Genomic DNA, 25,798 nt, shown 5'->3' with positions numbered 1-25,798 from the left:
CTCATTAATGTCGCGCAGCGTCATCTGGCGTCCCTTGCGTGGAATAAAAATAAAATGAACCAGCCCCAGACTTCCGTAGGCACTTGCCTCGATGTGCAGTCCTTCATCAACGCTCAACCGATTTCGCGCTATCAGTGGCGCGTGGTCATTCTCTGTTTCCTGATTGTTTTCCTCGACGGCCTCGATACGGCGGCCATGGGCTTCATCGCGCCGGCCCTGTCCCAGGACTGGGGCATCGACCGGGCCAGCCTTGGACCGGTGATGAGTGCCGCGCTGATCGGCATGGTCTTCGGCGCGTTGGGTTCCGGGCCCCTGGCGGACCGCTTCGGGCGCAAGGTCGTGCTGGTCGGGGCCGTCGCCCTGTTCGGCGCATTCAGCCTGGCTTCCGCCTACAGCACCAATGTCGACCAATTGCTGGTGCTGCGTTTCCTGACGGGCCTGGGCCTGGGCGCTGGCATGCCGAACGCCACGACGCTGCTCTCCGAGTACACGCCGGAGCGCAAGAAGTCGCTGCTGGTGACGAGCATGTTCTGTGGCTTCAACCTCGGCATGGCTGGCGGCGGGTTCATTTCGGCCAAGTTGATCCCGGCATTCGGCTGGCACAGCCTGTTGATGATCGGCGGAATCCTGCCACTGATCCTGGCGGTGGTGCTGTTGTTCTGGTTGCCCGAGTCGGCGCGTTACCTGGTGGTGCGGAGCCGTGGCACGGACAAAGTGCGCAAGACCTTGGCGCCGATTGATCCTTCGACTATTGCCCAGGCATCCAGCTTCAGTGTGCCGGAACAGAAAACCGTGAAGGCGCGCAACGTGCTGGCGGTGATTTTCTCCGGGACCTACAGCGCTGGCACTTTGTTGTTGTGGCTGACGTATTTCATGGGGCTGGTGATTGTCTATCTCCTGACCAGTTGGCTACCGACCCTGATGCGTGACAGTGGCGCGAGCATGGAACAGGCCGCGTTTATCGGTGCGTTGTTTCAATTCGGCGGCGTCTTGAGCGCGGTCGGCGTGGGGTGGGCGATGGACCGGTTCAATCCGCACAAGGTCATCGGCATTTTCTATCTGATGGCCGGGCTGTTTGCCTACGCGGTAGGGCAGAGCCTGGGCAACATCACCTTGCTCTCCACCCTGGTGTTGGTGGCCGGCATGTGCGTAAACGGCGCGCAATCGGCGATGCCTTCCCTGGCGGCGCGCTTCTATCCGACCCAGGGCCGGGCCACCGGGGTTTCCTGGATGCTGGGCATCGGTCGGTTCGGGGCGATCCTTGGCGCCTGGATGGGCGCGACGTTGTTGGGCCTGGGCTGGAACTTCGAGCAGGTCCTGACGGCGTTGGTCATTCCTGCGGCCCTGGCGACCACGGCGGTGGTGATCAAGGGCATGGTCAGCCATGCGGATGCGACCTGAGTTTTTCCGAGCCTGAATCCTCACCCGTGGCGAGGGAGCTTGCTCCCGCTGGGGCGCGAAGTGGCCCTGATTTTTTTGGGCTGCTACGCAGCCCAGCGGGAGCAAGCTCCCTCGCCACAGTCCCGCGTGTTTCCGATGGCAGGGGAAATCGATAGCCAAACAACAATCTGTTCGATAAACGAACACTCAGTCGATTATCGGATTGTTTTGCCGTCATCCCGAAGCTTAATCTTCAGTCACTCCGGCGCTTGACCTCGCGCCTTTTTCTTCACGTCGGTCTACTGGAAAAACGGGAGCCTGCCCCATGGCTGAAATCCTTTCGCTGCACGACGCGGTGAAGCAATTCGTCAACGACGGCGATACCGTCGCGCTCGAAGGCTTCACGCACCTGATACCAACGGCGGCGGGTCATGAAATCATTCGCCAGGGCAAGAAAGACCTGACGTTGGTACGCATGACGCCTGACCTGATCTACGACCAGTTGATCGGCGCCGGTTGTGCTCGCAAGTTGATTTTCTCCTGGGGCGGCAACCCTGGCGTCGGGTCCTTGCACCGCCTGCGCGATGCCGTGGAAAAACAATGGCCGCACCCGCTGGAGATCGAAGAACACAGCCACGCCGACCTGGCCAATGCCTACGTCGCCGGTGCCTCCGGCCTACCGTTCGCGGTACTGCGAGCCTACGCCGGTTCCGACCTGCCGAAGGTCAACCCACTGATCAAGAGCGTGACCTGTCCCTTCACCGGTGAAGTATTGGCCGCTGTACCTTCGGTACGCCCGGACATCACGGTGATCCACGCCCAGAAAGCCGACCGCAAGGGCAACGTGCTGCTGTGGGGCATTCTCGGCGTGCAGAAAGAAGCCGCCCTGGCCGCCAAGCGTTGCATCGTCACCGTGGAAGAAATCGTCGACGACCTGAACGCGCCGATGAACGCCTGCGTGCTGCCGACCTGGGCGTTGAGCGCGGTGTGCCATGTCCCCGGCGGTGCCCATCCGTCCTACGCCCACGGCTACACCGAGCGTGACAATCGTTTCTACCAGGCGTGGGATCCGATCGCCCGGGACCGTGAGACGTTTACCGCATGGATCAACGAATACATCCACGGCACTCGGGATTTCAGTGAATTCCAGGCCCGACTGGCAGCCGCTTCGCAGGTGAAAGCATGAACTACACCACCAACGAAATGATGACCGTCGCCGCGGCGCGTCGCTTGAAGAACAATGCCGTGTGCTTCGTCGGCATCGGCCTGCCGTCGAAAGCGGCCAACCTGGCGCGTCTGACCTCATCGCCAGACGTCGTGCTGATCTATGAATCCGGCCCGATCGGCGCCAAGCCCAGCGTGTTGCCACTGTCCATCGGCGACGGCGAGCTGGCGGAAACCGCGGACACTGTCGTCCCGACCGGTGAGATTTTTCGCTATTGGCTGCAGGGCGGGCGCATCGACGTCGGCTTCCTCGGCGCGGCCCAGGTCGACCGTTTCGGCAACATCAACACCACGGTGGTGGGCGACTACCATCAGCCGAAAGTCCGCCTGCCGGGAGCCGGTGGCGCGCCGGAAATTGCCGGCTCGGCCAAGAGCGTGCTGATCATCCTCAAGCAGTCGGCGCGTTCGTTTGTCGACAAGCTGGATTTCATCACCTCGGTCGGTCACGGCGAAGGCGGCGATTCGCGCAAGCGCCTGGGCCTGCCGGGCGCAGGTCCGGTGGGCATCATCACCGACTTGTGCATCATGGAACCGGAAGCCGGCCGCCATGAATTCGTGGTCACCGCATTGCACCCCGGCGTGACCCGTGAGCAAGTCATTGCGGCCACCGGGTGGGCGATCCGTTTCGCCGACCAGGTGCACACCACTGCCGAGCCGACCGAGGTGGAGCTGCGCGCATTGCGCGACCTGGAAGCTCGCACCGCGGCGGCCCACGGCCAGGCACCGGGAGAAGCCTGATGCGCGACGTGTATATCTGTGATGCGATTCGAACCCCCATCGGCCGGTTTGGCGGCGGTTTGTCCGGCGTGCGCGCCGATGACCTGGCCGCCGTGCCGATCAAGGCATTGATGGAGCGCAATCCATCGGTGGATTGGAGCGCGGTGGACGAAGTGTTCCTCGGCTGCGCCAACCAGGCCGGTGAAGACAACCGCAACGTCGCGCGCATGGCGCTGCTGTTGGCGGGCCTGTCGGAAAGCATTCCCGGCGTGACCCTCAACCGGCTCTGCGCCTCGGGCATGGACGCTATCGGCACCGCGTTCCGCGCCATCGCCAGTGGCGAGATGGAACTGGCGATTGCCGGCGGCGTGGAATCGATGTCTCGTGCACCGTTCGTGATGGGCAAGGCCGACGCGGCGTTTTCCCGCAACATGAAACTGGAAGACACCACCATCGGCTGGCGTTTCATCAACCCGTTGATGAAAGCCCAGTACGGCGTGGATGCGATGCCGCAGACCGCTGATAACGTGGCGGATGATTACGCGGTGTCCCGCGCCGACCAGGACGCTTTCGCCTTGCGCAGCCAGCAGCGCACGGCGGCGGCCCAGGCGGCAGGGTTTTTCGCCGAGGAAATCGTTCCGGTGCGCATCCCCCATAAAAAAGGCGAAACCGTGGTCGAGCAGGATGAACATCCTCGCGCTGACACCACGCTGGAAACCCTGGGCAAACTCAAACCGGTCAACGGTCCGGACAAGACGGTCACCGCCGGCAACGCTTCGGGCGTCAATGACGGCGCGGCCGCGTTGATCCTGGCGTCGGCCGAAGCAGTAAAAAAACATGGCCTGACGCCCCGCGGCAAAGTGTTGGGCATGGCCAGCGCCGGTGTGGCGCCGCGGGTGATGGGCATCGGTCCGGTGCCGGCGGTGCGCAAACTCACCGAACGCCTGGGATTGGCCGTCGCGGATTTTGATGTGATCGAGCTTAACGAAGCCTTCGCCAGCCAAGGTTTGGCGGTATTGCGAGACTTGGGACTGGCGGACGATGCGCCGCAAGTCAACCCGAACGGTGGGGCGATCGCCTTGGGTCATCCGCTGGGCATGAGCGGCGCACGGTTGGTAATGACAGCGCTGCATCATCTGGAAAAAACAGGCGGCAAGAAAGGCTTGGCGACCATGTGTGTCGGCGTCGGCCAAGGTCTGGCGCTGGCGATCGAACGCGTCTGATGCGTCGCTCTACTAATAAGAAACCGAGGAATGCTTCATGACTGACAAGCCTGGTTATCGTCGCCCACAAGCGGGCACCCAGCCGGAGTATCTGCACCCGCCGTACCAGTCCACCAACCTGCGATCGCCGTCCAAACCGCTGGTGTACCTGCCTCATTCGCTGTCGGAAATTACCGGGCCGACCGTAGGTGCCGATCGCCTGAAGGAGAAGGACCACGACCTGACCGCCCAGCATGCTGGCGAGCCGCTGGGTGAACGAATCATCATTCACGGGCGCGTACTGGATGAGCACGGCGAGCCAGTGCCGGGCATCCTCGTGGAGATCTGGCAGGCCAACGCCGCCGGTCGCTACAACCATGACCGTGACGACCACGATGCGCCGCTGGATCCGAATTTCACCGGCACCGGTCGCACCGTCACCGACGCCGACGGCTGGTATCAGTTCCAGACCATCAAGCCCGGCGCCTATCCGTGGGGTAATCACCATAACGCCTGGCGCCCGGCGCATATCCATTTCTCACTGTTCGGGCCGAGCATCCTGACGCGCCTGGTGACGCAGATGTATTTTCCGGGCGATCCGTTGCTGGAATACGACCCGATCTACAATTGCGTGCCGGACACAAGTGCCAAGGAACGCCTGATCGCCCGTTTCGATCTGGAAAAAACCGTCCCTCACTACGCCCTCGGTTATCGCTGGGACATCGTCTTGCGCGGCCGCGATGCCACGCCGATGGAGAAATAAGATGACGCTCAACGCCACTACGTCCCACACCGTCGGGCCTTACTACCACATCGGCCTGACGTGGCTGAACCGCGAAGACCTGACCGTTGCCGAGACGCTCGGCCAGCGCGTGGCGATCACCGGGCAGGTGGTCGATGGCAACGGCCAGTTCGTCAACGACGCGATGCTGGAAGTCTGGCAGGCCAACGCCGCTGGCAAATACGCGCACCCGGAAGACGACCAAAACAAACCCCTGGACCCACATTTTGACGGTTTTGGTCGGGTGCCGGTGGATGCCGAAGGACGCTTCCGCTTCACGACGATCAAGCCCGGCACTGTGCCGGGGCTGGGGGGCACGACCCAGGCGCCGCATCTGGTGGTGCTGGTGTTCGCTCGCGGGCTGGTCAAGCATCTGCTGACGCGGATCTATTTCGATGGCGAGCCCGCCAACGAAGCCGATCCGCTGCTGGCCTGCGTTCCCGAGGAACGTCGCGGTACCCTCGTCGCCAAGCCCGATACGTCGGGCGTGTATCAGTGGAATGTGATCCTGCAGGGCACGGATGCCGAGACGGTGTTCTTCGATTATTGAATGAACCCCCCGTGGCGAGGGAGCTTGCTCCCGCTGGCTTGCGCAGCAAGCCCATGGCAGGCGCCTCGATGTATCAGAAAGGTCGCGGTGTCTGGTTTTGCGACTGCTTCGCAGCCGAGCGGGAGCAAGCTCCCTCGCCACAGAGATGATGCAATCCCTGTGGGAGCGAGCTTGCTCTTGATGGCGGTAGTACAGGCACTACACGTTGAAAAACTGTTTGTGGAACGGGAGTGTTACGAAGTGTGTCTAGACTTCGTCAGCCCCAACGAGTGAATAACCCATGACCACCCCAACCAGCCACTACACCGGTGAGGAGCGCAGCAAGCGCATCTTCGCCATCGTCGGTGCCTCATCCGGCAACCTGGTCGAATGGTTCGACTTCTACGTCTACGCGTTCTGTGCGATTTACTTCGCGCCGGCCTTCTTCCCCTCGGACAACCCGACGGTGCAACTGGTCAACACGGCCGGTGTGTTCGCCGCCGGATTCCTGATGCGACCCATCGGCGGCTGGATCTTCGGGCGAGTGGCGGACCGTCATGGGCGCAAGAACTCAATGATGATCTCGGTGCTGATGATGTGTTTCGGCTCGTTGCTCATCGCCTGCCTGCCCACCTACAAGGACATCGGCGTCTGGGCACCGCTGTTGCTGTTGTTCGCACGCCTGCTGCAAGGCCTGTCGGTCGGCGGCGAGTACGGCACCACCGCCACCTACATGAGCGAAGTCGCCCTGAAAGGCCAGCGTGGCTTCTTTGCGTCGTTCCAGTACGTGACTCTGATTGGCGGACAACTGCTGGCGGTGTCGCTGGTGGTGATCCTGCAACAGTTTCTCAACGAAGACGAACTGCGTGCCTATGGCTGGCGGATTCCGTTCGTGGTGGGCGCGATAGCGGCCGTGATATCCCTGTTCCTGCGCCGTTCCTTGAAGGAAACCAGCAGCAAGGAAATGCGCGAAAACAAGGACGCCGGCAGCATCGCCGCGCTGTTTCGCGACCACAAGGCCGCGTTCATCACCGTGCTCGGCTACACCGCCGGTGGCTCGCTGATTTTCTACACCTTCACCACCTACATGCAGAAATACCTGGTGAACACCGCCGGCCTGCACGCCAAGACCGCCAGCTACATCATGACCGGCGCGCTGTTCCTCTATATGTGCATGCAGCCGCTGTTCGGCATGCTGGCGGACAAGATCGGCCGGCGTAACTCCATGCTCTGGTTCGGTGGCCTTGGGGCGCTATGCACGGTGCCGATCCTGCTGACGCTGAAAAGCATCAGCAGCCCGTTTTTGGCCTTTGTGCTGATCACGTTCGCGCTGGCGATCGTCAGTTTCTATACCTCCATCAGTGGCCTGGTGAAAGCCGAAATGTTTCCACCTGAAGTGCGCGCGCTGGGAGTAGGGTTGGCTTACGCGGTGGCCAATGCGATTTTTGGTGGATCGGCGGAATACGTCGCCTTGAGCCTGAAAGCCCAAGGCATGGAGAACGCGTTTTATTGGTATGTCACGGTGATGATGGTGGTGGCGTTCCTGTTCAGCCTGCGCCTGCCCAAGCAACCGACGTATTTGCACCATGATCTTTGATCCATTCACTTAAGGCTTGTTTGAATCATTGTGGCGAGGGAGCTTGCTGTGGCGAGGGGATTTATCCCCGTTGGGCTGCGCAGCAGCCCTCTCTTGTGAGCGCTTCGCACTCAAGCGGGAGCAAGCTCCCTCGCCACAAAGGCATCTACCTTCCCAAGGACTGTTTATGAGCGAACGACCGGCCAATCAGCTGTTCGATGCCTACTTCACCGCCCGCGACATGCGCGAGATCTTCTGTGATGCGGGGCGGGTCCAGGCGATGCTGGATGTCGAGGCCGCGCTGGCCCGGGCCGAGGCGCGAGTAGGGCTGATTCCCCAGGACGCGGTGGCACCGATCGAGAACGCCTGCCGTGCCCAGCTGTACGATTTTTCCGCGTTGAGCGAAGCGATTGCCAGCGCCGGCAATTCGGCGATCCCGCTGGTGAAAGCGTTGGGCAAGCGCATCGCCACCGACAGCGCCGAGGCTGAACGCTACGTGCACCTGGGCGCCACCAGCCAGGATGTGATGGACAGCGGGTTGGTGCTGCAACTGCGCCAGGCGCTGGCGCTGATCGAGGAAGAGTTGGCGCAACTGGCCGTCATCCTGGCCCGACAAGCTGACCGCTATGCCGCCACACCGCTGGCCGGGCGCACCTGGTTGCAACACGCCACGCCGGTGACCCTGGGCATGAAAATCGCCGGTTGGCTGGGGGCGGTTACCCGCAGCCGACAACGCCTGCGCGAACTCAAGCCGCGTCTGCTGGTGCTGCAATTCGGCGGTGCCTCCGGGACACTTGCCGCGTTGGGTGAACAGGCGCTGCCGGTGGCCGAAGCTCTGGCCGCCGAGCTGCAACTGACCCTGCCGGAACAACCGTGGCACACCCAGCGCGATCGTCTGGTGGAGTTCGGCGCGGTGCTGGGGTTGGTCGCCGGTAGCCTGGGCAAATTGGGGCGCGACATCAGCCTGTTGATGCAGACCGAGGCCGGCGAAGCGTTCGAGCCGTCGGCGCCAGGCAAGGGCGGTTCGTCGACCATGCCCCACAAGCGCAACCCGGTTGGTGCGGCGGTGCTGATCGGCGCGGCGACGCGCGTGCCTGGCTTGTTGTCGACACTGTTCAGCGCCATGCCCCAGGAACACGAGCGCAGCCTGGGCCTGTGGCACGCCGAATGGGAAACCCTGCCGGAGATCTGTTGCCTGGTCTCCGGTGCCTTGCAACAGGCGCGACTGCTGGCCGAAGGGTTGGACGTGGATGCGGCGCGCATGGCCCGCAACCTGGAACTGACCCAGGGGTTGGTGCTGGCGGAAGCGGTGAGCATCGTCCTGGCCCAACGTGTGGGGCGCGATACCGCGCATCACTTGCTCGAACAATGCTGCAAGCGCGCCGTGGCCGAACAGCGGCATCTGCGCGCTGTGCTGGGGGATGAACCCCAGGTCACCGCGCAGTTGTCCACGACCGAGCTCGATCATCTGCTCGACCCGGCCCATTACCTCGGCCAGGCCCAGACCTGGGTTGCCCGGGCCGTGGCCGAACACCTTGCCCTGAATGCCTGAAAGGAGATAGTTGTGGGATTCGTCAAACTCGCCGAAGGCGATCTGAACTACCGATTCGATGGGCCGCAAGACGCCCCGGTGCTGGTGCTCTCCAACTCCCTGGGCACTGATTTGCATATGTGGGACGAGCAGATTCCTGCCTTTAGCGAGCATTTTCGCGTGCTGCGTTTCGATACGCGGGGGCATGGCCAGTCGCTGGTGACCGAAGGTCCCTATAGCATCGAACAACTGGGCCGCGATGTGCTGGCGATGCTGGATCAGTTGAATATCGACAAGGTGCACTTCTGCGGCCTTTCCATGGGCGGGTTGATCGGCCAGTGGCTGGGCATCCATGCCGGTGAACGCCTGCGCAAATTGGTGGTGTGCAACACGGCGGCCAAGATCGGCGATCCGTCGGTGTGGAACCCGCGCATCGAAACCGTGCTGCGTGATGGCAAGGATGCGATGGTGGCGTTGCGTGACGCCTCGATTGCCCGTTGGTTTACCCCGGACTTTGCCGAGGCCCAGCCTGCGACGGCAAAAAAAATCACCGACATGCTGGCCGCCACGTCGCCCCAAGGTTATGCAGCCAACTGCGCGGCGGTGCGTGATGCCGATTTCCGCGAGCAATTGATGTCGATTCGCGTGCCGCTGCTGGTGATCGCCGGCACCGGAGATGCGGTGACGCCGCCGTCGGGCGGGCACTTCATCCAGGAGCGCGTCAGTGGGGCCGAGTACGCCGAGTTTTACGCTGCACATCTTTCCAACGTCCAGGCCGGTGCTGCGTTCAGCGCGCGGGTGGTGGATTTCCTGCTTGATTCCGGCCGGGCCTGAGGAGTTTTTTTGTGGACGAGAAACAACGTTACGACGAAGGCATGCAGGTACGCCGCGCCGTGCTGGGCGATGCCCACGTGGACCGCAGCCTCAACGCCCTGACTGAATTCAACAGCGAATTCCAGGAGATGATCACCCGTCACGCCTGGGGCGACATCTGGACCCGCCCGGGACTGCCGCGCCATACCCGCAGCCTGATCACCATCGCCATGCTGATCGGTATGAACCGCAACGAAGAACTCAAGCTGCACCTGCGCGCCGCCGCCAACAACGGCGTGAGCCGCAGCGAGATCAAGGAAGTGATCATGCAGAGCGCCATCTACTGCGGCATCCCGGCAGCCAACGCCACCTTTCACCTGGCCGAATCGGTCTGGGATGAACTGGGCGTCGAATCACGGGCTTAAGGGGTTACTTCATTCCCTGTGGGAGCGGGCTTGCTCGCGAAAGCGGTGTGTCAGTTTTCGAAAATACTGAATGGGCCGCCGTCTTCGCGAGCAAGCCCGCTCCCACACTGATCCTCCGCGGCCATTGAATCTGCGTACACCACCAATCTCCTGTGGGAGCGAGCTTGCTCGCGATGGCGATAGATGAGCCAGCATCAATGCCGACTGGCCCACCGCCTAAGCTTTACAACAAACTGATCGGATAGCTGACGATCAACCGGTTCTCATCGAACTCATTGGTGCTGAAGTCCCGGCGCATCGTCGAGTTACGCCACTTCACGTTCAGGCTCTTCAGCGCACCGCTCTGCACGGTGTAGGCCAGTTCGGTTTCACGGCCCCATTCCTTGCCGTCATCGACGGTGGCGGTGTGCACGTTGTCACCGCTGATGTAGCGGTTCATCAGGGTCAGGCCCGGCACGCCGACAGCAGCGAAGTTGAAGTCATGGCGCACTTGCCAGGATTTTTCCTTGGCGTTGTCGTAGCTGGAGTTGTAGCTATCGTTCGCCAGGGTGCCGCCGCTGGTGCCGTTGACGCGCATCCAGGCATCATCGCCGCCGATTTTCTGCAGGCCGACGTAGAAGGTGTTGCCGCCGTATTTGGCGGAAAGCATGGCGAACGCGGTTTTGTTGTCGAGGTCGCCGGCCAGCGCGCTGCCGTCTTCCTTGCCGGTGAAGTAACCAAGGTTGGCGCCCAGGGTCCAGTCGCCGATCGGCTGGCTGTGGGTCAGGTTGAAATACTGCTGCTGGTAGATGTCGGACAGTTCCGCGTACCAGACGCCGACCTGGGTGCGTTTTTCGTTGAAGGCGTATTCACCGCCGCCGAAGTTGAAACGGTCGGAGGTGAAGGCACCACGGCCGTTCATCGACATGTCTTCCATGCTCGCGTCGTTGCGCGGGCTGTTGGCGCGGAACTGGCCGCCGTAGAGGCTCAGGCCGTTGATTTCGGTCGAAGTGACCTGGCCGCCACGGAAAGTCTGGGGCAGGGAACGACCGTCGTCGGAGCGCAGGATCGGCAGCACCGGCATCCACTCGCCGACCTTCAGTTCGGTCTTCGAGACCTTGGCCTTGAGGGCGACACCGAGGCGACCGAAGTCATCGGCCGGGCGACCGTCGTCATGCACTGGCAACAATTGGGTGCCGGCGGTGCCGCGACCGCCGTCGAGCTTGACCGAGTACATGCCCAGCACGTCCACGCCGAAACCGACCGTGCCTTGAGTGAAGCCGGACTTGGCGTCGAGGATGAAACTCTGGGTCCATTCTTCGGCTTTGCCTTGGGCGGCGTTGTCGTTGGTGAAGTTGCGGTTGAAGTAGAAGTTGCGCAGGTTCAGCGTGGCCTTGGCGTCTTCGACAAACCCCGACTCCGCCGCCAGGACGGGCAGGGCGGTACTGCTCAGGGCGACGGCAATGAGGCTGGGGAACAGGTGCTGTGTGGGCTTCATGGGCGTTGTCTCTTATTTTTTGTGGACGAAGCGAGTTGTTGCCGCAACTTTTGGGTGCGAACGGTACAGTTGGGCCAGGTTGTTAAAGCGACCGAGGATCAGCCGGACGGTGCAGGGCGTGGGGACATGGCATCGAACCTGTTGTTATTGGTTTTGTGCGAGCGATGGTGAAGGTCGGCCCGGGATCCGTTCAATTGCTATTTGCGGGTTTTGGGCGATTATCGAACGGCAAAGTAACCGAATGGATGGTCGCAATCCCCTGTGGGAGCAAGCTCGCTCCCACAGGGTTGTGTGTTGAACTCGGATATTTATTAATCCTTAAAAACACGAAGCCCACCTTTCGGTGGGCTTCGTGTTTTCAGACGTCAAATCAGAACAACTTCGTTTCCGGCGCCTTCTCCGCCACCGGTTCGTTCTTGCCCGTCTCGGCATTCCAGCCACCGCCCAGGGCCTTGTACAAATTGACCTCGCTGGTCAGTTGCGCAAGGCGGTCGGTGATCAGCGATTGTTGCGCGCTGAACAACTGGCGCTGGGCGTCGAGGAAGGTCAGGTTGCTGTCGACACCGATGCGGTAGCGACGCTCGGCCAGGCGGTAGTAGTCCTGGTTGGCGGCGACGAAGTCGGTCTGGGCCTGCAACTGCTCGTTGTAGGTCTGGCGCGCGGCCAGGCCGTCGGAGACTTCCTGGAACGCCGTCTGAATCGACTTCTCGTACTGCGCGACGTTGATGTCTTTCTGGATCTTGGCGTAATCCAGGCTCGCCCGCAGGCTGCCAGCGTTGAAGATCGGCAGGTTGATCTGCGGCGCGAACGTCCAAGTGCCCGAACCGCCCTTGAACAGGCCGGACAGGTCCGGGCTCAGGGTGCCGGCGTTGGCCGTCAGGCTGATGCTCGGGAAGAACGCGGCCCGCGCGGCGCCGATGTTGGCGTTGGCGGCGAGCAGGTTGCGTTCGGCCTGGAGGATGTCCGGACGACGTTGCAACAGGTCCGACGGCAAACCGGCCGGCACTTCGCTGAGCAGGTCATCGCTCAACGGTTGGGTGCGCAGGTTGGCCGGCAGGCCGGTGCCCAGCAGCAGGGTCAGGCTGTTTTCATCCTGGGCCACCTGGCGGGTGTAGCGGGCCAGTTGCACGCGGGCGTTTTCCACCGCCGTGCGCGCCTGGCTCAGGTCCAGGGCCGAGGCCACGCCAACTTCGGCGCTGCGGGAGGTCAACTTCAGGCTCTGCTCGTACGTGCCCAGGGTTTCCTGGGTCAGCTTGAGCAGTTCCTTGTCGGCCTGCCAGGTCAGGTAGGCATTGGCGACGTTGGCCACCAGGCTGATCTGCGTGCTGCGGCGGGCTTCTTCGGTAGCGAAGTAGCTTTGCAAGGCTTGCTCGCTCAGGCTGCGGACGCGACCGAACAGGTCCAGCTCGTAGGCGCTGATCCCCAATGTTGCCGAGTAGGAACTGCTGATCGCCGCTTCGCCGGTTTGCGAAGCCCGTGCCGGTACCCGCTGGCGGCTGCCGGAGCCGGTGGCCGAGACTGCCGGAAACAGGTCCGCGCGCTGGATGCGGTACTGCGCGGCGTAGGCATCGATGTTCAGCGCCGCGACGCGCAGGTCGCGGTTGTTTTCCAGGGCGACCTGGATCAATTGCTGCAGCGCAGGGTCATGGAAGAACTGCTTCCAACCCTGTTCGGCGGCAGCCTGGCCGGGCGCATTGGCTGGCTCGTAGGCCGGGCCCTGCGGGTATTGCGCCGCGACCGGTGCTTCGGGCCGCTGATAGTCGGGGATCAGCGAGCAACCGCTGAGCACGACGGCGGCGATGGTCAGGGAAAGTAGCGACTTGCTCATTGGCCAGCCTCTTTAGAAGTTTCAGGAGTGTGGTCCTGGTCGATATTCTTGCGACGACCCATCGACGACACCGTCACGAAGAACAAGGGCACCCAGAAGATTGCCAGGATGGTCGCGGTGAGCATACCGCCAATCACGCCGGTACCGATGGCGTGCTGGCTGCCCGAGCCGGCGCCGGTGGAAATCGCCAGCGGAACCACGCCGAGGACGAACGCCAGGGACGTCATGATGATCGGCCGCAGACGCATCCTACAGGCTTCGATGGCAGCTTCCATCAGGGTCCGGCCCTGTTCGTGGAGTTCCTTGGCGAACTCGACGATCAGGATGGCGTTTTTCGCCGCCAGGCCGATGGTCGTCAGCAAGCCCACCTGGAAGTACACGTCGTTGGACAGGCCGCGCAGGCTGGTCGCCATCAGCGCCCCGATGATCCCCAGGGGCACCACGAGCATGACCGCGATCGGAATCGACCAGCTCTCATACAGCGCTGCCAGGCACAGGAACACCATCAGCAGCGACAAGGCATACAACGCCGGCGCCTGGGAGCCCGACAGACGTTCCTCGTAGGACAGGCCCGTCCAGGAAATGCCGACACCGGCCGGCAGCTTCTTGGCGATGGCTTCGACTTCGGCCATGGCTTCACCGGTGGAATAGCCGGGCGCCGGGGTGCCGAGGATTTCCATCGCTTCCACGCCGTTGTAACGAGCCAGTTTCGGCGAGCCGTAGACCCACTCACCCTTGGCGAACGCCGTGAACGGCACCATGGTCCCGGCGCTGTTGCGCACGTACCACTTCTGCAGGTCTTCGGGGCTCATGCGTGCGTTCGGCTGGCCCTGGACGTACACCCGTTTCACCCGACCACGGTCGATGAAGTCGTTCACATAGCTACTGCCCAAGGCAATCGACAGGGTGTTGTTGATCTCCGAGAGGGTAATGCCCAGGGCACTGGCCTTCTCGTCATCGATTTCCAACTGGTATTGCGGTTCATCGTTCAGGCCGTTTGGACGCACCTGGGCCAGTATTTTGCTCTGGGCCGCCATGCCCAGGAACTGGTTGCGGGCTTCCATCAGCTTGTCGTGACCGATGCCGGCGCGATCCTGCAGGAACACGTCGAAACCGGTGGCGTTACCCAGTTCCATCACCGCTGGGGGGGCGAAGGCGAACACCATCGCGTCGCGGAAGGTGAAGAAGTGTTGCTGGGCGCGGCCGGCGATCTTGAACACGGTGTTATCCGCGTTACGCTCTTCCCACGGCTTAAGCATGATGAACGCCAGGCCGGAGCTCTGGCCACGACCGGCAAAGTTGAAGCCGGTCACGGTGAACACCGAGGCCACGCCATCGCCTTCGCCGCCGTCCTTGCTCGGACGCAGCAGGAACTCACGCATCTTGTCCACCACCACCTGGGTACGCTCGGCGCTGGAACCGGCCGGTGTCTGCACCTGGGCAAACAGTACGCCCTGGTCTTCTTCCGGCAGGAACGCCGTCGGGATGCGGGTGAACAGCCAGACCATGCCAACCACGATGATGATGTAGGCCAGCAGGTACGGGGCCTTGTGCTTGAGCATATTGCCCACGCCGCGTTCGTAGCTCCTGACGCCACGGTCGAAGGTGCGGTTGAACCAACCGAAGAAGCCGCGTTTCGGCGTGCCGTGCTCACCCTTGGGGATTGGTTTGAGCATCGTGGCGCACAGGGCCGGGGTGAAAATCAGGGCCACCAGGACCGACAGGGCCATGGCCGAGACGATAGTGATGGAGAACTGCTTGTAGATCACACCGGTGGAGCCGCCGAAGAACGCCATCGGCAGCAATACCGCCGAGAGCACCAGGGCGATACCCACCAGGGCGCCCTGTATCTGGCCCATGGATTTCTTGGTGGCTTCCTTGGGCGACAGGCCTTCTTCGCTCATCACCCGTTCGACGTTTTCCACCACGACGATGGCGTCGTCCACCAGCAAGCCGATGGCCAGCACCATGCCGAACATGGTCAGGGTGTTGATGCTGAAGCCGAACGCCGCGAGGATGCCGAAGGTGCCGAGCAGTACCACGGGTACGGTCATCGTGGTGATGATGGTGGCGCGGAAGTTCTGCAAGAACAGGAACATCACCAGGAACACCAGTACGACCGCCTCGACCAGGGTTTCAACCACACCCTTGATCGATTCGCTCACCACCGGCGTGGTGTCGTAGGGGAACACCACTTCCAGACCTTGCGGGAAGAACGGCTTGAGGTTTTCCACGGTCTGGCGCAGGGCCTTGGCCGTGTCGAGGGCGTTGGCGCCAGTCGCCAGTCGCACCGCCAGGCCGGAGGCCGGGGCACCGTTGAACTGCGCGTTGATGCTGTAGTTCTCACCGCCCAGGGCCACATCGGCCACGTCGCCGACACGCACTTGCGAGCCGTCCGGGTTGACCTTGAGCAGGATTGCCTTGAACTGCTCGGCGGTCTGCAAGCGGGTCTTGCCGATGATGGTGGCGTTCAGTTGCTGGCCGGGCATGGCCGGCAGGCCGCCAAGCTGGCCGGAAGCGATCTGGACGTTCTGCGCGGTAATCGCCGTGCTCACATCCACCGGGGTCAGGTTGAAATTGTTCAGCTTGGCCGGGTCGAGCCAGATCCGCATCGCGTATTGGGCGCCGAAGACCTGGAAGTCACCAACACCCGCGGTGCGCGAGATCGGGTCCTGCATGTTGGACACGATGTAGTTGGACAGGTCTTCCCGGGTCATGCTGCCGTCGCGCGACACCACGCCGATCACCATCAGGAAGTTTCTCACTGACTTGGTCACGCGGATGCCCTGTTGCTGCACTTCTTGCGGCAGCAGCGGGGTGGCCAGGTTCAGCTTGTTCTGGACCTGGACCTGCGCGGTATCGGAGTTGGTGCCTTGCTCGAAGGTGGCAGTGATGGTCATGCTGCCGTCGGAGTTACTTTCCGACGATACGTAACGCAGGTTGTCGATGCCGTTGAGCTGCTGCTCGATCACCTGCACCACGGTGTCCTGCACGGTTTGCGCGGATGCGCCCGGGTAGGTCACCTGGATCGCAATGGCCGGCGGCGCAATGCTCGGGTACTGGTTGATCGGCAACTTGAGGATCGACAGAGCCCCGACCAGCATGATCACCAGGGCGATCACCCAGGCGAAAATCGGACGGTCGATAAAAAATTTCGACATGGTTTACTCCCCTTTGCCGCCGGCGGCTTTATCAGCTGCCTGTGCGGGGGCCGGGTTCTTGGTATTGACGTTGGTGGCCTCGGTGGCTTTGACTTCCACGCCCGGGCGTACGAACTGCAACCCCTCGGTGATCACGCGATCGCCGGCCTTGAGCCCGTCTTCGATCAGCCATTGGCTGCCAACGGTGCGGCTGGCCTTGAGCTGACGCAGTTCGACCTTGTTGTCGGGGCCAACGACCAGGGCGGTCGGCGCACCCTTGAGGTCACGGGTCACGCCTTGCTGCGGTGCCAGGATCGACGCGCTGTTCACGCCGGCCTGCAGTTGCGCGTGGACGAACATGCCCGGCAGCAAGGTGTGGTCAGGGTTGGGGAACACGGCGCGCAAGGTCACCGAACCAGTGGTCTGGTCGACCGAAACTTCGGAAAATTCCAGTTTGCCCTCGTGGGGATACTGACTGCCGTCTTCCAGCGTCAGCTTGACCATGGCGGCATTGTCGCCTGCCTTTTGCAGGCGCCCGCTTTCCAGCTCGCGGCGCAGTTGCAGCAGCTCGACGGAGCTCTGCGTCACGTCAACGTAGATCGGGTCCAGTTGCTGGATGGTCGCCAGGGCATCGGTCTGACCGTTGCTCACCAAGGCGCCTTCAGTCACCGAGGAGCGACCGATGCGACCGGAAATAGGCGCATAGACCTTGGTGTAGCGCACGTTGATCTGGGCAGTCTGCAGGTTGGCTTCCGACTCCAGGCGATTGGCCACGGCGGTGTCGTATTCCTGCCGGCTTACGGCCTGTTCGTTGACCAGTTGCTGGTAGCGATCGGCAATCGACTTGGTGGAGCGCAGGTTGGCCTCGGCACTCTTGAGGGTCGCCTCATAGACGGCCGGGTCGATCTGGTAGAGCTGCTGGCCGGCCTTGACGTCGGCACCTTCCTTGAAAAGGCGCTTGAGAATGATGCCGTTGACCTGCGGGCGCACTTCCGCGACGCGGAACGCACTGGTGCGGCCCGGCAGTTCGGAGGTCAGGGTAAAGGGCTGGGTCTTGAGGGTTACCACACCGACCTGGGGAGGGGGAGGCGCAGGGGCAGCCTCTTCCTTTTTGCATCCGCTGAGCAGCGATGCCAGGGCGATGGCAGTGACCAGAGCGGTAACAGCTGGCTTGAATTGCATGGAAATCCTCGGGTCCAGGCGCGTAACAGGCGCGCTCGAAGGTGGAAGGTAAAAAAGAGCAAGATAAGCAATTAGTAGGATGCTAAGAAATATACTTACGTACACGGTTGTTTGTAAACAGCCAAATTGCGTACCATCCGTATTTACAAAAGCCTTACAAAGGCCGATGCGAATCGGGGACGCATGTCGACGGGCACTGCCTCATGGATTGTCATGCTGAACCTTACGCATCGCTTATGCATCCTGATTGAGGTGTTTACTGCCATGGTCCGTCGTACCAAAGAGGAGGCTCTGGAGACTCGCAACCAGATACTCGAAGCGGCCGAAAAAGCGTTCTTCGAGCGAGGCGTGGCGCGCACCACGCTGGCTGACATCGCGACGCTCGCCGGTGTGACGCGGGGCGCCATCTACTGGCATTTCAGCAACAAGGCGGATCTGCTCCAGGCCATGCTCGATACGTTGCATGAACCGCTCGATGAGCTGGCACGCGCCAGTGAGAGCGAAGAGGAGGTCGATCCCTTGGGATGCATACGCAAACTGCTGGTGCGGTTGTTCCAGCAGGTGGCCCTGGATCCGAAAACCCGACGCATCAACGAGATTCTTTTCCATAAATGCGAGTTCACCGATGAAATGTGTGACCTGCGCCAGCAGCGGCGGCAGGTCAGCCTCGACTGTAATGTGCGTATTGCGCTGTCGCTGCGCAATGCGATGAAACGCGGCCAGTTGCCGGATGACCTGGATCCCGAAAGGGCGGCGGTGGCCATTCATGCTTACATTGACGGCATCCTCTACCAGTGGCTGCTGGCCCCCGACAGCTTCGCACTGGCAGGTGAAGCGGAGCGCTGGGTGGAAACCGGGCTGGACATGCTGCACTTGAGCCCTAGCCTGCGCAAATGAAACAAAATGCGTAATTGAGTCGGTTTGTGTCAATAGCCGATCAGGAAGTACCCCGCCGGGCATTTATCCTGGCGGGGTACTTTATATAGGCACCGCCTCAGCGTTGAAAGACGGCGCCTCGGCTATTTTGTAGGAAAATTGTTGCGTGTTTGCCAAGTCGCATCCTGCTCAGGCGCGTGCCCTGGGCCTCAGGCTTACTAACATTGGATCAGGTCGGGTTGTTGTCATCGATCGTCAGGTTAATGGTGTAGCTGAAGGGCGGTTCCAGCATTCTTTGGGTAATTACTGACCGACAGGAATATTCGCCATTCCCGGTATACGCGGTTCTGCTTTGCCAATTTGGTTTGTAGCTGGGTTCCAGGAAACCGAAAATAACTCGGGCGTCAAACAGGGTTTGCAGCTGGCAGCCGAAGTTAAAGTTGGTCATCTGATAGGTCAGAACCAGTTCAATAGGTTTTATTTCCCTCAGTGTGGGTTGCCAGCCAGCAGCGGGGTAGGTGAATTTTCTTTCATGTTTGAATTGAAACTTCATACTTGCGTCGGCGGGGACGACAGGAAAATCGTCAGGTATGGAAAACTCACCCAGAAGGTTAGTCATTTCCAGATCATGGGACGTATCGTTTATAACATTGACGATGATGTTCGTATTGGCCAAGCTGACGGCGGCCGCCAAGGGGCCCAGTAACAGGGCGAGAATCAGGTTTTTCATAAGGCTCATAGTAAGATCCCTCTAAAGAGTTTCAGGCCGCTAAAGCCTGCATAAGATAAACAGTATTTGATTATGTTTTGGGTTGGTAAAGCGTTGAGGTTGCATGTTTGTATTTTTTGGTGGTGATGGGGTTCGTTCAGTGGATGGGTTGTTGTTCGGGCTTATTATTAGCGTTGTTGGAAGTGTTAATCCACGGTGAGACGGTGCTGTGTTGTTATTTGATATTTCAACTTTAATAATTGGGTTGGGGTCAAAGTCATTGGATGTAAAAAAGCCCCGGCTCTTTCGAGTCGGGGCTTTTTTACAAGGCTGCGTGGTTTAAATTACATCAATGGATAATCGATATAACCCACCGGACCTTTCCCATAGAATGTTTCCGGATGCGGCTCGTTCAATGGCGCGTCGGCTTTCAAGCGTGCCGGCAGGTCCGGGTTGGCAATGAACGGCACGCCAAACGCCACGGCGTCAGCCTTGCCTTCTGCCAGCCAGGCATTGGCACTGTCCTTGGTGAAGCGTTCGTTGGCAATGTAAGGGCCGCCGAAGGCTTGCTTGAGTTGCGGGCCGATGCTGTCTTCGCCTTCTTTCTCGCGGGAGCAGATAAACGCGATGCCACGCTTGCCCAGCTCGCGGGCAACGTAGCTGAAGGTTTCCAAGCGGTTCTCGTCGCCCATGTCGTGGGAGTCGGCGCGCGGTGCCAAGTGCACGCCCACGCGGCCGGCGCCCCAGACTTCGATGGCGGCGTCGGTCACTTCCAGCAGCAGGCGGGCACGGTTTTCCAGGGAGCCGCCGTAGTTGTCGGTGCGCTGGTTGGTGCTGCTTTGCAGGAACTGGTCGAGCAGGTAACCGTTGGCGCCATGGATTTCCACGCCATCGAAACCGGCGGCCTTGGCGTTTTCCGCGCCGACGCGGTAGGCATCGACGATGTCGGCGATTTCAGCGGTTTCCAGTGCACGTGGGGTCGGATAGTCGGCCAGCGGACGCACCAGGCTCACGTGGCCCTTGGGTTGGATGGCGCTCGGTGCCACTGGAAGCTCGCCGTCCAGGTAGGACGGGTGGGAGATTCGGCCCACGTGCCAGAGCTGCAGGAAGATCTTGCCCCCAGCACCGTGGATGGCCTTGGTCACGTTGGCCCAACCGCGGACCTGATCGTTGGACCAGATGCCCGGCGTATCAGGGTAGCCCACGCCCATCGGCGTCACCGACGTGGCTTCACTGAGGATCAGGCCGGCGGAGGCGCGTTGCACGTAGTACTCGGCCATCAACGCGTTGGGCACACGGCCGGCTTCGGCACGGCAGCGAGTGAGCGGGGCCATGATGATGCGGTTCTTCAGCTCGATGTCGCCGAGTTTGATAGGGTCGAAAATTGTCGCCATGAAATACAACCTCGCAAGTAAAGGATTAAAAGTCAGTGAGTGGCAGGGGCCAGGTCGGCATTGCCGCCCTGGCGGAAAGTGATCAGGGTCACCAGCAGCGCGAGCACGGCCAGCGCGCCCGCCGCCAGGGGCACGGAAGTCAGGCCCAGGCCATGGTCGATGACGCTGCCGCCGACCCAGGCGCCCAGGGCGTTGCCGATGTTGAAGGCGCCGATGTTCAGGGTGGACACCAGGTTGGGTGCGTCTTTGCCGAAGGTCACCACGTTGACCTGCAGTGCCGGCACCGCGGCGAAACAGGCGGTGGCCCAGAGGAACAGCGTGATCTCGGTCGGGATCAACGCCACGCTGGTCCAGCTCAAGATGGTGGACACCACCGCCATGGTCAGGAATACGCCCATCAGCGTGTTCGCCAGGCTCTTGTCCGCCAGCTTGCCGCCGATGATGTTGCCCAGGGTCAGGCCTAGGCCGATCAGCACCAGGGTCCACGTCACGCCACGGGGCGATACGCCGGTCACTTCACCCAGCAGCGGGGCGACGTAGGTGAACAGGGTGAACACCGAGGCGGAGAACAGCGCGGTCATGCTCAACGACAGCCACAGGCCCGCCCCTTTGAGCGCCACCAGCTCCGAACGCATGTCGAGTTTTTCCTCGTCGCGCTTGGCTGGCAGGAAGCGGATCAGGCCGATCAGGGCGACTACGCCGATGATCGTTACCGCCCAGAAGGTCGAACGCCAGCCGGCTTGCTGGCCCAGCGCGGTGCCCAGCGGTACGCCAAGCACGTTGGCCAGGGTCAGGCCGGTGAACATCAGGGCCACGGCCGAGGCACGCTTGTTCGGCGCCACCAGGCCGGCGGCGACCACCGAACCGATGCCGAAGAACGCACCGTGGCACAGGGCGGTGACGACTCGCGCAAGCATCAGCACGTTGTAGTCGCTGGCGACGGCGCAGAGCAGGTTGCCAATGATGAAGATCGCCATCAGCGCCACCAGCGCGGCCTTGCGCGGCAGCCGCGCGGTGGCCAGGGCCATGAACGGCGCACCGATGGCCACGCCCAGGGCGTAGCCGGTGACCAGCCAGCCGGCGCCGGGAATCGACACGCCGAGGTCCGCCGCCACGTCGGGCAACAAGCCCATGATGACGAATTCCGTCGTGCCGATGGCGAAGGCGCTCAGCGCCAGGATGAAGAGGGAAAGGGGCATGTCGAATCCTTGTCAGGTCAGAGCTCTTGGCTCATTTGCTTGAGGAACTGTTGGATCACTTCCTCGTTGCGTTTGAAGAAGTGCCACTGACCGACCTTCTGGCTGGTGATCAACCCGGCCCGTTGCAGCACCGCCAGATGTGCGGAGACCGTGGATTGCGACAGGCCGCAACGCTGGTCGATCTGGCCGGCACAAATGCCGAATTCATGGTTGTGCAACTGCTCGGGAAACTGGACCTTGGGGTCCTTGAGCCAGTTGAGGATGTCTCGCCGTACTGGGTGCGCCAGGGCTTTTATTATTTCGTCGAGGTCGAGGGGCATGGTGGCAGGCTCGGGTGAGTAAAACGCTATATCGCGATGAAGCGAACCTTAAATCGTTATTTCGCGATATACCAATATGTATTTGATCTGAACCCCGAACAAATCGCTATATCGGGTTATAACGATATGGGCGCGGTGGTGCTAAGCTGCCCGCCATGAACTACCTCGCGCACCTGCACCTCGGCGGCACTGGCCGGGAACAACTGCTCGGCAGCCTCTATGGCGATTTCGTCAAAGGGCCGCTGCAAGGGCAATTCGACCCGCGGATCGAAGCGGCGATCGCTCTGCATCGACGCATCGACATGTACACCGATCGCCATCCGTTGGTGGATATCGCTTTGTCGCGCTTTTCCACGGTGCGGCGGCGTTATGCCGGGATCGTACTGGATGTGTTCTTCGACCATTGCCTGGCCCGGGATTGGACGCTGTACGGTGAGGGGCCGCTGATGGACTTCACCTCCCGCGTCTACCAGGTTCTCGCCGCCGAACCGCAGTTGCCGGGGCGCCTGGCGCACATCGCACCGTTCATGGCGGCAGATGACTGGCTGGGGTCCTATCAGGAATTCGAGGTGATCGGGCAGGTGCTGCGCGGCATTTCCCGGCGCTTGTCACGGCCGGAGGAGCTGGCGGGGGCGAAGACGGAACTGGTCAAGCTCTATGAGCCGTTGAGCGAGGACTTTCGGTTGTTCTATCCGCAGTTGCAGGATTTTGTGCGAAACCAAACCACACCATAAACCCATGTGGGAGCGAGCTTGCTCGCGATAGCGGTATATCAGCCAGAACATCTGCTGAATGTTGAATCGCTATCGCGAGCAAGCTCGCTCCCACAGGGATCTCACACGGATCAAGCCGCAATCGCCGCCGGCCGCACCGGCACTGGCTGCTTCTCTGGCATCTCGCCAAACAACGCCCGGTGCACCGCCTGCTGCGCCAGGAACGCCAGTACCGCGCGTTCCTGGCCGTGGCAGGCAATCGGTTCCAACAGATGGATTTCCACGTCGCCGCGATCATTGGCGAACAGCCGCATCAGGTGCGACAGCAAATCATCATCGCCAATGAATGGCGCCAGCGAATCCGGTTCACCGTTGCGTAGGTAACGGATCGCCACCGGTTGCAACGCGACGTCGGCATCGATGGCCGCTGACAACAGGCGACCGTGGAAGGTGCGCAGTGAACGGCCATCGGTGGTGGTGCCTTCCGGGAACATCAACAACGGATGAGCCTGTTCAAGATGACGGCTCATCTGTTTGCGGATCAGCTGGCTGTCGCCCGAACCGCGACGGATGAACAGGCTGCCGGCCTTGGCAGCCAGCCAGCCGGCCACCGGCCAGGTGCGCACTTCGGCCTTGGACAGGAACGACAGCGGCGTGAGCATGCCCAGCAGCGGAATGTCGGTCCAGGACACGTGATTGCTGACCCACAGCATTGGCTGTCGCGGCAGTTGGCCGTGGACCGTCACCGAAAAGGGCAGGGCATTGGTCAACCGCGTCATGAAAAATCGCGACCAACGCTGGCGACGGACCATGGAGTTGGCAACGCCCAGGCGTTCGAACAGGCCGAACACGCTGGCCATGCTCAGGCCCAGCGCCACCACCAGCAATACTCGCGCGATGCGCGCGTACACCCGCAACCGGCTCATCAGACCGCTGCCTTGAAGTGACGGGCGTAGCGTGGGCAGAGTTCGTCGCGCTTGAGCAGGATGAACACGTCGGCCACCTGGAAATCTTCGTCCCAGCACGGCTCGCCGCAAATCTTCGCGCCCAGGCGCATGTAGGCCTTGAGCAACGGTGGCATCTCGGCGATGACGTTGGACGGTACGTCCAGGCTCGGCAAGGGCTTTTTCGGGACCGCCTGCAGGTGTTCGGTGCACAGGTAGCGTTCGCGCAGGCGCTGCATGATCGCCTGGGCCTGGATGCCGCCGTCCTGCATCGGGATGCTCGCGCAACCCATCAGGTAGCTGTAGCCGCCTTCGTTGAGGACTTCGGCCAGTTCGCCCCAGAGCACCGCGATGGTGCCGCCGTTGCGGTAGGCCGGGTCGACGCAGGTACGGCCGATTTCCAGGATCGGGCCTTGCAGATGAACCAGGCCGTGGAGGGCGAATTCTTCTTCGCTGTAGAACCGGCCCAGGCTACTGGCGGCCTGGTGGTCGAGCAGCCGAGTGGTGGCTACGAGGCGGCCGGTGTTCAGGTCGCGTACGCCGATGTGGGCGCAGTGAACATCATAATCATCCATGTCCAGACCCATTTCCGCGCCTTTGAGCTTGGCGTTGAATTCGCCGCTGAAGACGTTGAAGCGCAGGGCCTGTGCTTCGTGCAAGGCCTGGGCGCCGATCAGGCGTTCGGCTTGCAGGCGGCGTTCATTGCCGGTGTCGCGGATGCGGGCGATCTGGGTCATAGCGAGTCTCCGTGCGGGCTGTCTACCCGTCTTGGGTTGAGCCAATCGACTTTCTTTATGCAGCCATGTTGTGCAAAGTCAGGCTATGTAGCCCCGGTGTCACCGCCATGAAGCTTTGGTGATGCTTATATGACAGCCCACGAAAGGAGCCCTTCATGCCTTGGCAAACCCTGATCGAACGCGGCGAGCGGTTGCCCGCCTGGGCGGATCTGGCTGAAGGTTATGCCGCGTTGTTGCACCGCCTGGGGACGGTCACGCCGTTCGAGTTGGCCGTGGTCGGGGCGCGGTCGATGGCGACGCCTGGGTTGGCGTTCCTGGTGGGCTATCAGGCGGCGCTGCGGACGCTTTGGCCGAGCGCGCCGCAAAGTCTCGGCGCGTTGTGTGCCACCGAGCAGCGCAGCCTGCGGCCGGCAGATATGCAGACCCGCCTGACCGACTTGCGAGTGAGCGGGCGCAAGGATTTCGTCACCGCTGGCGATGCCGCCGAATGGCTGTTGATCGCGGCCCGAAGCGAGTCGCCGGAAGACGAGCGCCCGCGATTGAGCCTGGCGGTGGCCTACGCAGGCGAACCGGGTGTGGTGCTGGAAAAACTCCCGGGCCTGCCCTTCATGCCGGAGATCAGCCATGGTCGGGTGCTGTTGGAGGGCGCGCTGTGCGAATTGCTGGCGGGTGACGGCTGGGACGCCTACGTCAAACCGTTTCGTACCCTGGAAGACCTTTATGTGCTCAGCGCGATGACTGCATGGTTGTATGGCGTCGGGCAAGAATGCGCCTGGCCCCAGGCGTTGCGACTGCGCCTGTTGGCGCTGCTCGCCGGGTGCGCGGAGGCGAGCCGCCACAATCCTTCGAGCGCTGCCACGCATGTGCTGCTGGGTGGCCTGTTCGTCCAGTTCCAAGGGCTCGAAGCCGAACTGAACGACGCCTTGGCCGGTGGACCTGCGGCGTGGCGTGAGATGTGGGGGCGTGACAAGGCGGTGATGGACATTGCGGCGGGGGCGCGGGCCAAGCGGTTGGACAAGGCGTTGGGGTAGCCCCTCAAGCGGCTGCCCCCTGTGGGAGCGAGCTTGCTCGCGATAGCTGTTTGTCAGTCGCCATATGCTT

23 protein-coding genes are annotated in these 25,798 nt (G+C 61.8%); 13 read left to right on the top strand and 10 right to left on the bottom strand.

Annotated features, from left to right (window positions below; genetic code table 11):
- The first annotated feature begins 54 nt into the window (after nt 1-54).
- From pcaK to pcaC, 10 genes are all read left to right on the top strand, one after another.
- Entirely contained in the window at nt 55-1,401 is a 1,347-nt protein-coding gene (gene pcaK, locus KSS97_RS22215; RefSeq protein ID WP_217860176.1) for a 4-hydroxybenzoate transporter PcaK, read from the top strand.
- A 304-nt stretch (nt 1,402-1,705) separates the two neighbouring features.
- Entirely contained in the window at nt 1,706-2,566 is an 861-nt protein-coding gene (locus KSS97_RS22210) for a CoA transferase subunit A (protein ID WP_217860175.1), read from the top strand.
- Nucleotides 2,563-3,342: a CoA-transferase subunit beta gene (locus tag KSS97_RS22205; protein ID WP_217860174.1), complete on the top strand. Its 780-nt coding sequence runs from the start codon at nt 2,563-2,565 to the stop codon at nt 3,340-3,342. Before KSS97_RS22210 ends, KSS97_RS22205 begins: the two co-directional genes overlap by 4 nt.
- Nucleotides 3,339-4,544, top strand: a complete 1,206-nt coding sequence (pcaF, locus tag KSS97_RS22200; RefSeq protein ID WP_217862085.1) for a 3-oxoadipyl-CoA thiolase — start codon at nt 3,339-3,341, stop codon at nt 4,542-4,544. Before KSS97_RS22205 ends, pcaF begins: the two co-directional genes overlap by 4 nt.
- A gap of 37 nt (nt 4,545-4,581) precedes the next feature.
- Nucleotides 4,582-5,286, top strand: a complete 705-nt coding sequence (gene pcaH, locus KSS97_RS22195; RefSeq protein ID WP_030142296.1) for a protocatechuate 3,4-dioxygenase subunit beta — start codon at nt 4,582-4,584, stop codon at nt 5,284-5,286.
- A gap of 1 nt (nt 5,287) precedes the next feature.
- Nucleotides 5,288-5,854, top strand: coding sequence for a protocatechuate 3,4-dioxygenase subunit alpha (pcaG, locus tag KSS97_RS22190; RefSeq protein ID WP_030142295.1), 567 nt, complete (start codon nt 5,288-5,290; stop codon nt 5,852-5,854).
- A 280-nt stretch (nt 5,855-6,134) separates the two neighbouring features.
- The gene (locus KSS97_RS22185; RefSeq protein ID WP_217860173.1) at nt 6,135-7,430 is read left to right on the top strand and encodes an MFS family transporter; all 1,296 of its coding nucleotides are present in this window, start codon (nt 6,135-6,137) and stop codon (nt 7,428-7,430) included.
- 166 nt (nt 7,431-7,596) lie between these two features.
- On the top strand, nt 7,597-8,961 hold the full coding sequence (locus tag KSS97_RS22180; RefSeq protein WP_217860172.1) for a 3-carboxy-cis,cis-muconate cycloisomerase: 1,365 nt from the start codon (nt 7,597-7,599) through the stop codon (nt 8,959-8,961).
- Between the two features lie 12 nt (nt 8,962-8,973).
- A complete protein-coding gene (pcaD, locus tag KSS97_RS22175; protein ID WP_030142292.1) occupies nt 8,974-9,774 on the top strand; it encodes a 3-oxoadipate enol-lactonase in 801 nt (266 codons plus the stop codon).
- A gap of 11 nt (nt 9,775-9,785) precedes the next feature.
- Nucleotides 9,786-10,178, top strand: a complete 393-nt coding sequence (gene pcaC, locus KSS97_RS22170; protein ID WP_014336968.1) for a 4-carboxymuconolactone decarboxylase — start codon at nt 9,786-9,788, stop codon at nt 10,176-10,178.
- 223 nt (nt 10,179-10,401) lie between these two features.
- Here the strand turns inward: pcaC and KSS97_RS22165 are convergent, their stop codons facing one another.
- The 4 genes from KSS97_RS22165 to KSS97_RS22150 form a co-directional block, all read right to left on the bottom strand.
- Complete coding sequence (locus KSS97_RS22165) at nt 10,402-11,655, bottom strand: OprD family porin (protein ID WP_217860171.1); 1,254 nt, start codon at nt 11,653-11,655, stop codon at nt 10,402-10,404.
- A 370-nt stretch (nt 11,656-12,025) separates the two neighbouring features.
- Nucleotides 12,026-13,483 (bottom strand): AdeC/AdeK/OprM family multidrug efflux complex outer membrane factor, encoded by a 1,458-nt coding sequence (gene adeC, locus KSS97_RS22160; RefSeq protein ID WP_217860170.1) that lies wholly within the window; start codon nt 13,481-13,483, stop codon nt 12,026-12,028.
- Complete coding sequence (gene emhB, locus KSS97_RS22155) at nt 13,480-16,644, bottom strand: efflux RND transporter permease subunit EmhB (RefSeq protein ID WP_198797099.1); 3,165 nt, start codon at nt 16,642-16,644, stop codon at nt 13,480-13,482. Before emhB ends, adeC begins: the two co-directional genes overlap by 4 nt.
- Before the next feature lie 3 nt (nt 16,645-16,647).
- Nucleotides 16,648-17,805 carry an efflux RND transporter periplasmic adaptor subunit gene (locus tag KSS97_RS22150; RefSeq protein ID WP_217860169.1) on the bottom strand — a complete coding sequence of 386 codons (1,158 nt, stop codon included), beginning with the start codon at nt 17,803-17,805 and terminating at the stop codon, nt 16,648-16,650.
- 264 nt (nt 17,806-18,069) lie between these two features.
- Between KSS97_RS22150 and KSS97_RS22145 the strand changes: the two genes are divergently transcribed.
- Entirely contained in the window at nt 18,070-18,702 is a 633-nt protein-coding gene (locus KSS97_RS22145; protein ID WP_030142282.1) for a TetR family transcriptional regulator, read from the top strand.
- A gap of 208 nt (nt 18,703-18,910) precedes the next feature.
- On the opposite strand, the gene KSS97_RS22140 is transcribed toward KSS97_RS22145, so the two are convergent.
- From KSS97_RS22140 to KSS97_RS22125, 4 genes are all read right to left on the bottom strand, one after another.
- Nucleotides 18,911-19,420: a hypothetical protein gene (locus KSS97_RS22140; RefSeq protein WP_198797101.1), complete on the bottom strand. Its 510-nt coding sequence runs from the start codon at nt 19,418-19,420 to the stop codon at nt 18,911-18,913.
- Nucleotides 19,421-19,734: 314 nt separating this feature from the next.
- Nucleotides 19,735-20,784: an alkene reductase gene (locus KSS97_RS22135; protein ID WP_217860168.1), complete on the bottom strand. Its 1,050-nt coding sequence runs from the start codon at nt 20,782-20,784 to the stop codon at nt 19,735-19,737.
- Between the two features lie 32 nt (nt 20,785-20,816).
- Nucleotides 20,817-21,983 (bottom strand): MFS transporter, encoded by a 1,167-nt coding sequence (locus KSS97_RS22130; RefSeq protein WP_217860167.1) that lies wholly within the window; start codon nt 21,981-21,983, stop codon nt 20,817-20,819.
- Between the two features lie 17 nt (nt 21,984-22,000).
- A complete protein-coding gene (locus KSS97_RS22125) occupies nt 22,001-22,303 on the bottom strand; it encodes an ArsR/SmtB family transcription factor (RefSeq protein WP_030138446.1) in 303 nt (100 codons plus the stop codon).
- A 155-nt stretch (nt 22,304-22,458) separates the two neighbouring features.
- Here KSS97_RS22125 and KSS97_RS22120 point away from each other — a divergent pair, with 155 nt between their 5' ends.
- Nucleotides 22,459-23,037: an acyl carrier protein phosphodiesterase gene (locus tag KSS97_RS22120; protein ID WP_217860166.1), complete on the top strand. Its 579-nt coding sequence runs from the start codon at nt 22,459-22,461 to the stop codon at nt 23,035-23,037.
- Nucleotides 23,038-23,147: 110 nt separating this feature from the next.
- Here KSS97_RS22120 and KSS97_RS22115 read toward each other — a convergent pair whose 3' ends face one another.
- The gene (locus tag KSS97_RS22115) at nt 23,148-23,942 is read right to left on the bottom strand and encodes a lysophospholipid acyltransferase family protein (protein WP_030138448.1); all 795 of its coding nucleotides are present in this window, start codon (nt 23,940-23,942) and stop codon (nt 23,148-23,150) included.
- Nucleotides 23,942-24,697: an L-ornithine N(alpha)-acyltransferase gene (gene olsB, locus KSS97_RS22110; protein WP_030138449.1), complete on the bottom strand. Its 756-nt coding sequence runs from the start codon at nt 24,695-24,697 to the stop codon at nt 23,942-23,944. Before olsB ends, KSS97_RS22115 begins: the two co-directional genes overlap by 1 nt.
- A 155-nt stretch (nt 24,698-24,852) precedes the next feature.
- On the opposite strand from olsB, the gene KSS97_RS22105 reads away from it, so the two are divergent.
- The gene (locus KSS97_RS22105) at nt 24,853-25,728 is read left to right on the top strand and encodes an acyl-CoA dehydrogenase family protein (protein WP_217860165.1); all 876 of its coding nucleotides are present in this window, start codon (nt 24,853-24,855) and stop codon (nt 25,726-25,728) included.
- Nucleotides 25,729-25,798 lie beyond the last annotated feature (70 nt).

The organism is Pseudomonas alvandae, assembly GCF_019141525.1.
GTDB classification, from domain to species: Bacteria; Pseudomonadota; Gammaproteobacteria; order Pseudomonadales; family Pseudomonadaceae; genus Aquipseudomonas; species Aquipseudomonas alvandae.
The sequence above is the reverse complement of the archived record's forward strand: the minus strand, read 5'-3'. Positions and strand labels throughout refer to the sequence as shown.

Bases quoted from the DNA above. Each gene is read 5' to 3' on its own strand.
- pcaH (WP_030142296.1), top strand. From the start codon at position 4,582: ATGACTGACAAGCCTGGTTATCGTCGCCCACAAGCGGGCACCCAGCCG.
- pcaG (WP_030142295.1), top strand. From the start codon at position 5,288: ATGACGCTCAACGCCACTACGTCCCACACCGTCGGGCCTTACTACCAC.
- emhB (WP_198797099.1), bottom strand. From the start codon at position 16,644: ATGTCGAAATTTTTTATCGACCGTCCGATTTTCGCCTGGGTGATCGCC.
- KSS97_RS22210 (WP_217860175.1), top strand. From the start codon at position 1,706: ATGGCTGAAATCCTTTCGCTGCACGACGCGGTGAAGCAATTCGTCAAC.
- KSS97_RS22150 (WP_217860169.1), bottom strand. From the start codon at position 17,805: ATGCAATTCAAGCCAGCTGTTACCGCTCTGGTCACTGCCATCGCCCTG.
- KSS97_RS22185 (WP_217860173.1), top strand. From the start codon at position 6,135: ATGACCACCCCAACCAGCCACTACACCGGTGAGGAGCGCAGCAAGCGC.
- adeC (WP_217860170.1), bottom strand. From the start codon at position 13,483: ATGAGCAAGTCGCTACTTTCCCTGACCATCGCCGCCGTCGTGCTCAGC.
- KSS97_RS22205 (WP_217860174.1), top strand. From the start codon at position 2,563: ATGAACTACACCACCAACGAAATGATGACCGTCGCCGCGGCGCGTCGC.
- KSS97_RS22140 (WP_198797101.1), bottom strand. From the start codon at position 19,420: ATGAGCCTTATGAAAAACCTGATTCTCGCCCTGTTACTGGGCCCCTTG.
- KSS97_RS22125 (WP_030138446.1), bottom strand. From the start codon at position 22,303: ATGCCCCTCGACCTCGACGAAATAATAAAAGCCCTGGCGCACCCAGTA.
- KSS97_RS22130 (WP_217860167.1), bottom strand. From the start codon at position 21,983: ATGCCCCTTTCCCTCTTCATCCTGGCGCTGAGCGCCTTCGCCATCGGC.
- olsB (WP_030138449.1), bottom strand. From the start codon at position 24,697: ATGACCCAGATCGCCCGCATCCGCGACACCGGCAATGAACGCCGCCTG.
- KSS97_RS22115 (WP_030138448.1), bottom strand. From the start codon at position 23,942: ATGAGCCGGTTGCGGGTGTACGCGCGCATCGCGCGAGTATTGCTGGTG.
- KSS97_RS22135 (WP_217860168.1), bottom strand. From the start codon at position 20,784: ATGGCGACAATTTTCGACCCTATCAAACTCGGCGACATCGAGCTGAAG.
- KSS97_RS22180 (WP_217860172.1), top strand. From the start codon at position 7,597: ATGAGCGAACGACCGGCCAATCAGCTGTTCGATGCCTACTTCACCGCC.
- KSS97_RS22105 (WP_217860165.1), top strand. From the start codon at position 24,853: ATGCCTTGGCAAACCCTGATCGAACGCGGCGAGCGGTTGCCCGCCTGG.
- KSS97_RS22120 (WP_217860166.1), top strand. From the start codon at position 22,459: ATGAACTACCTCGCGCACCTGCACCTCGGCGGCACTGGCCGGGAACAA.
- KSS97_RS22145 (WP_030142282.1), top strand. From the start codon at position 18,070: ATGGTCCGTCGTACCAAAGAGGAGGCTCTGGAGACTCGCAACCAGATA.
- pcaK (WP_217860176.1), top strand. From the start codon at position 55: ATGAACCAGCCCCAGACTTCCGTAGGCACTTGCCTCGATGTGCAGTCC.
- KSS97_RS22165 (WP_217860171.1), bottom strand. From the start codon at position 11,655: ATGAAGCCCACACAGCACCTGTTCCCCAGCCTCATTGCCGTCGCCCTG.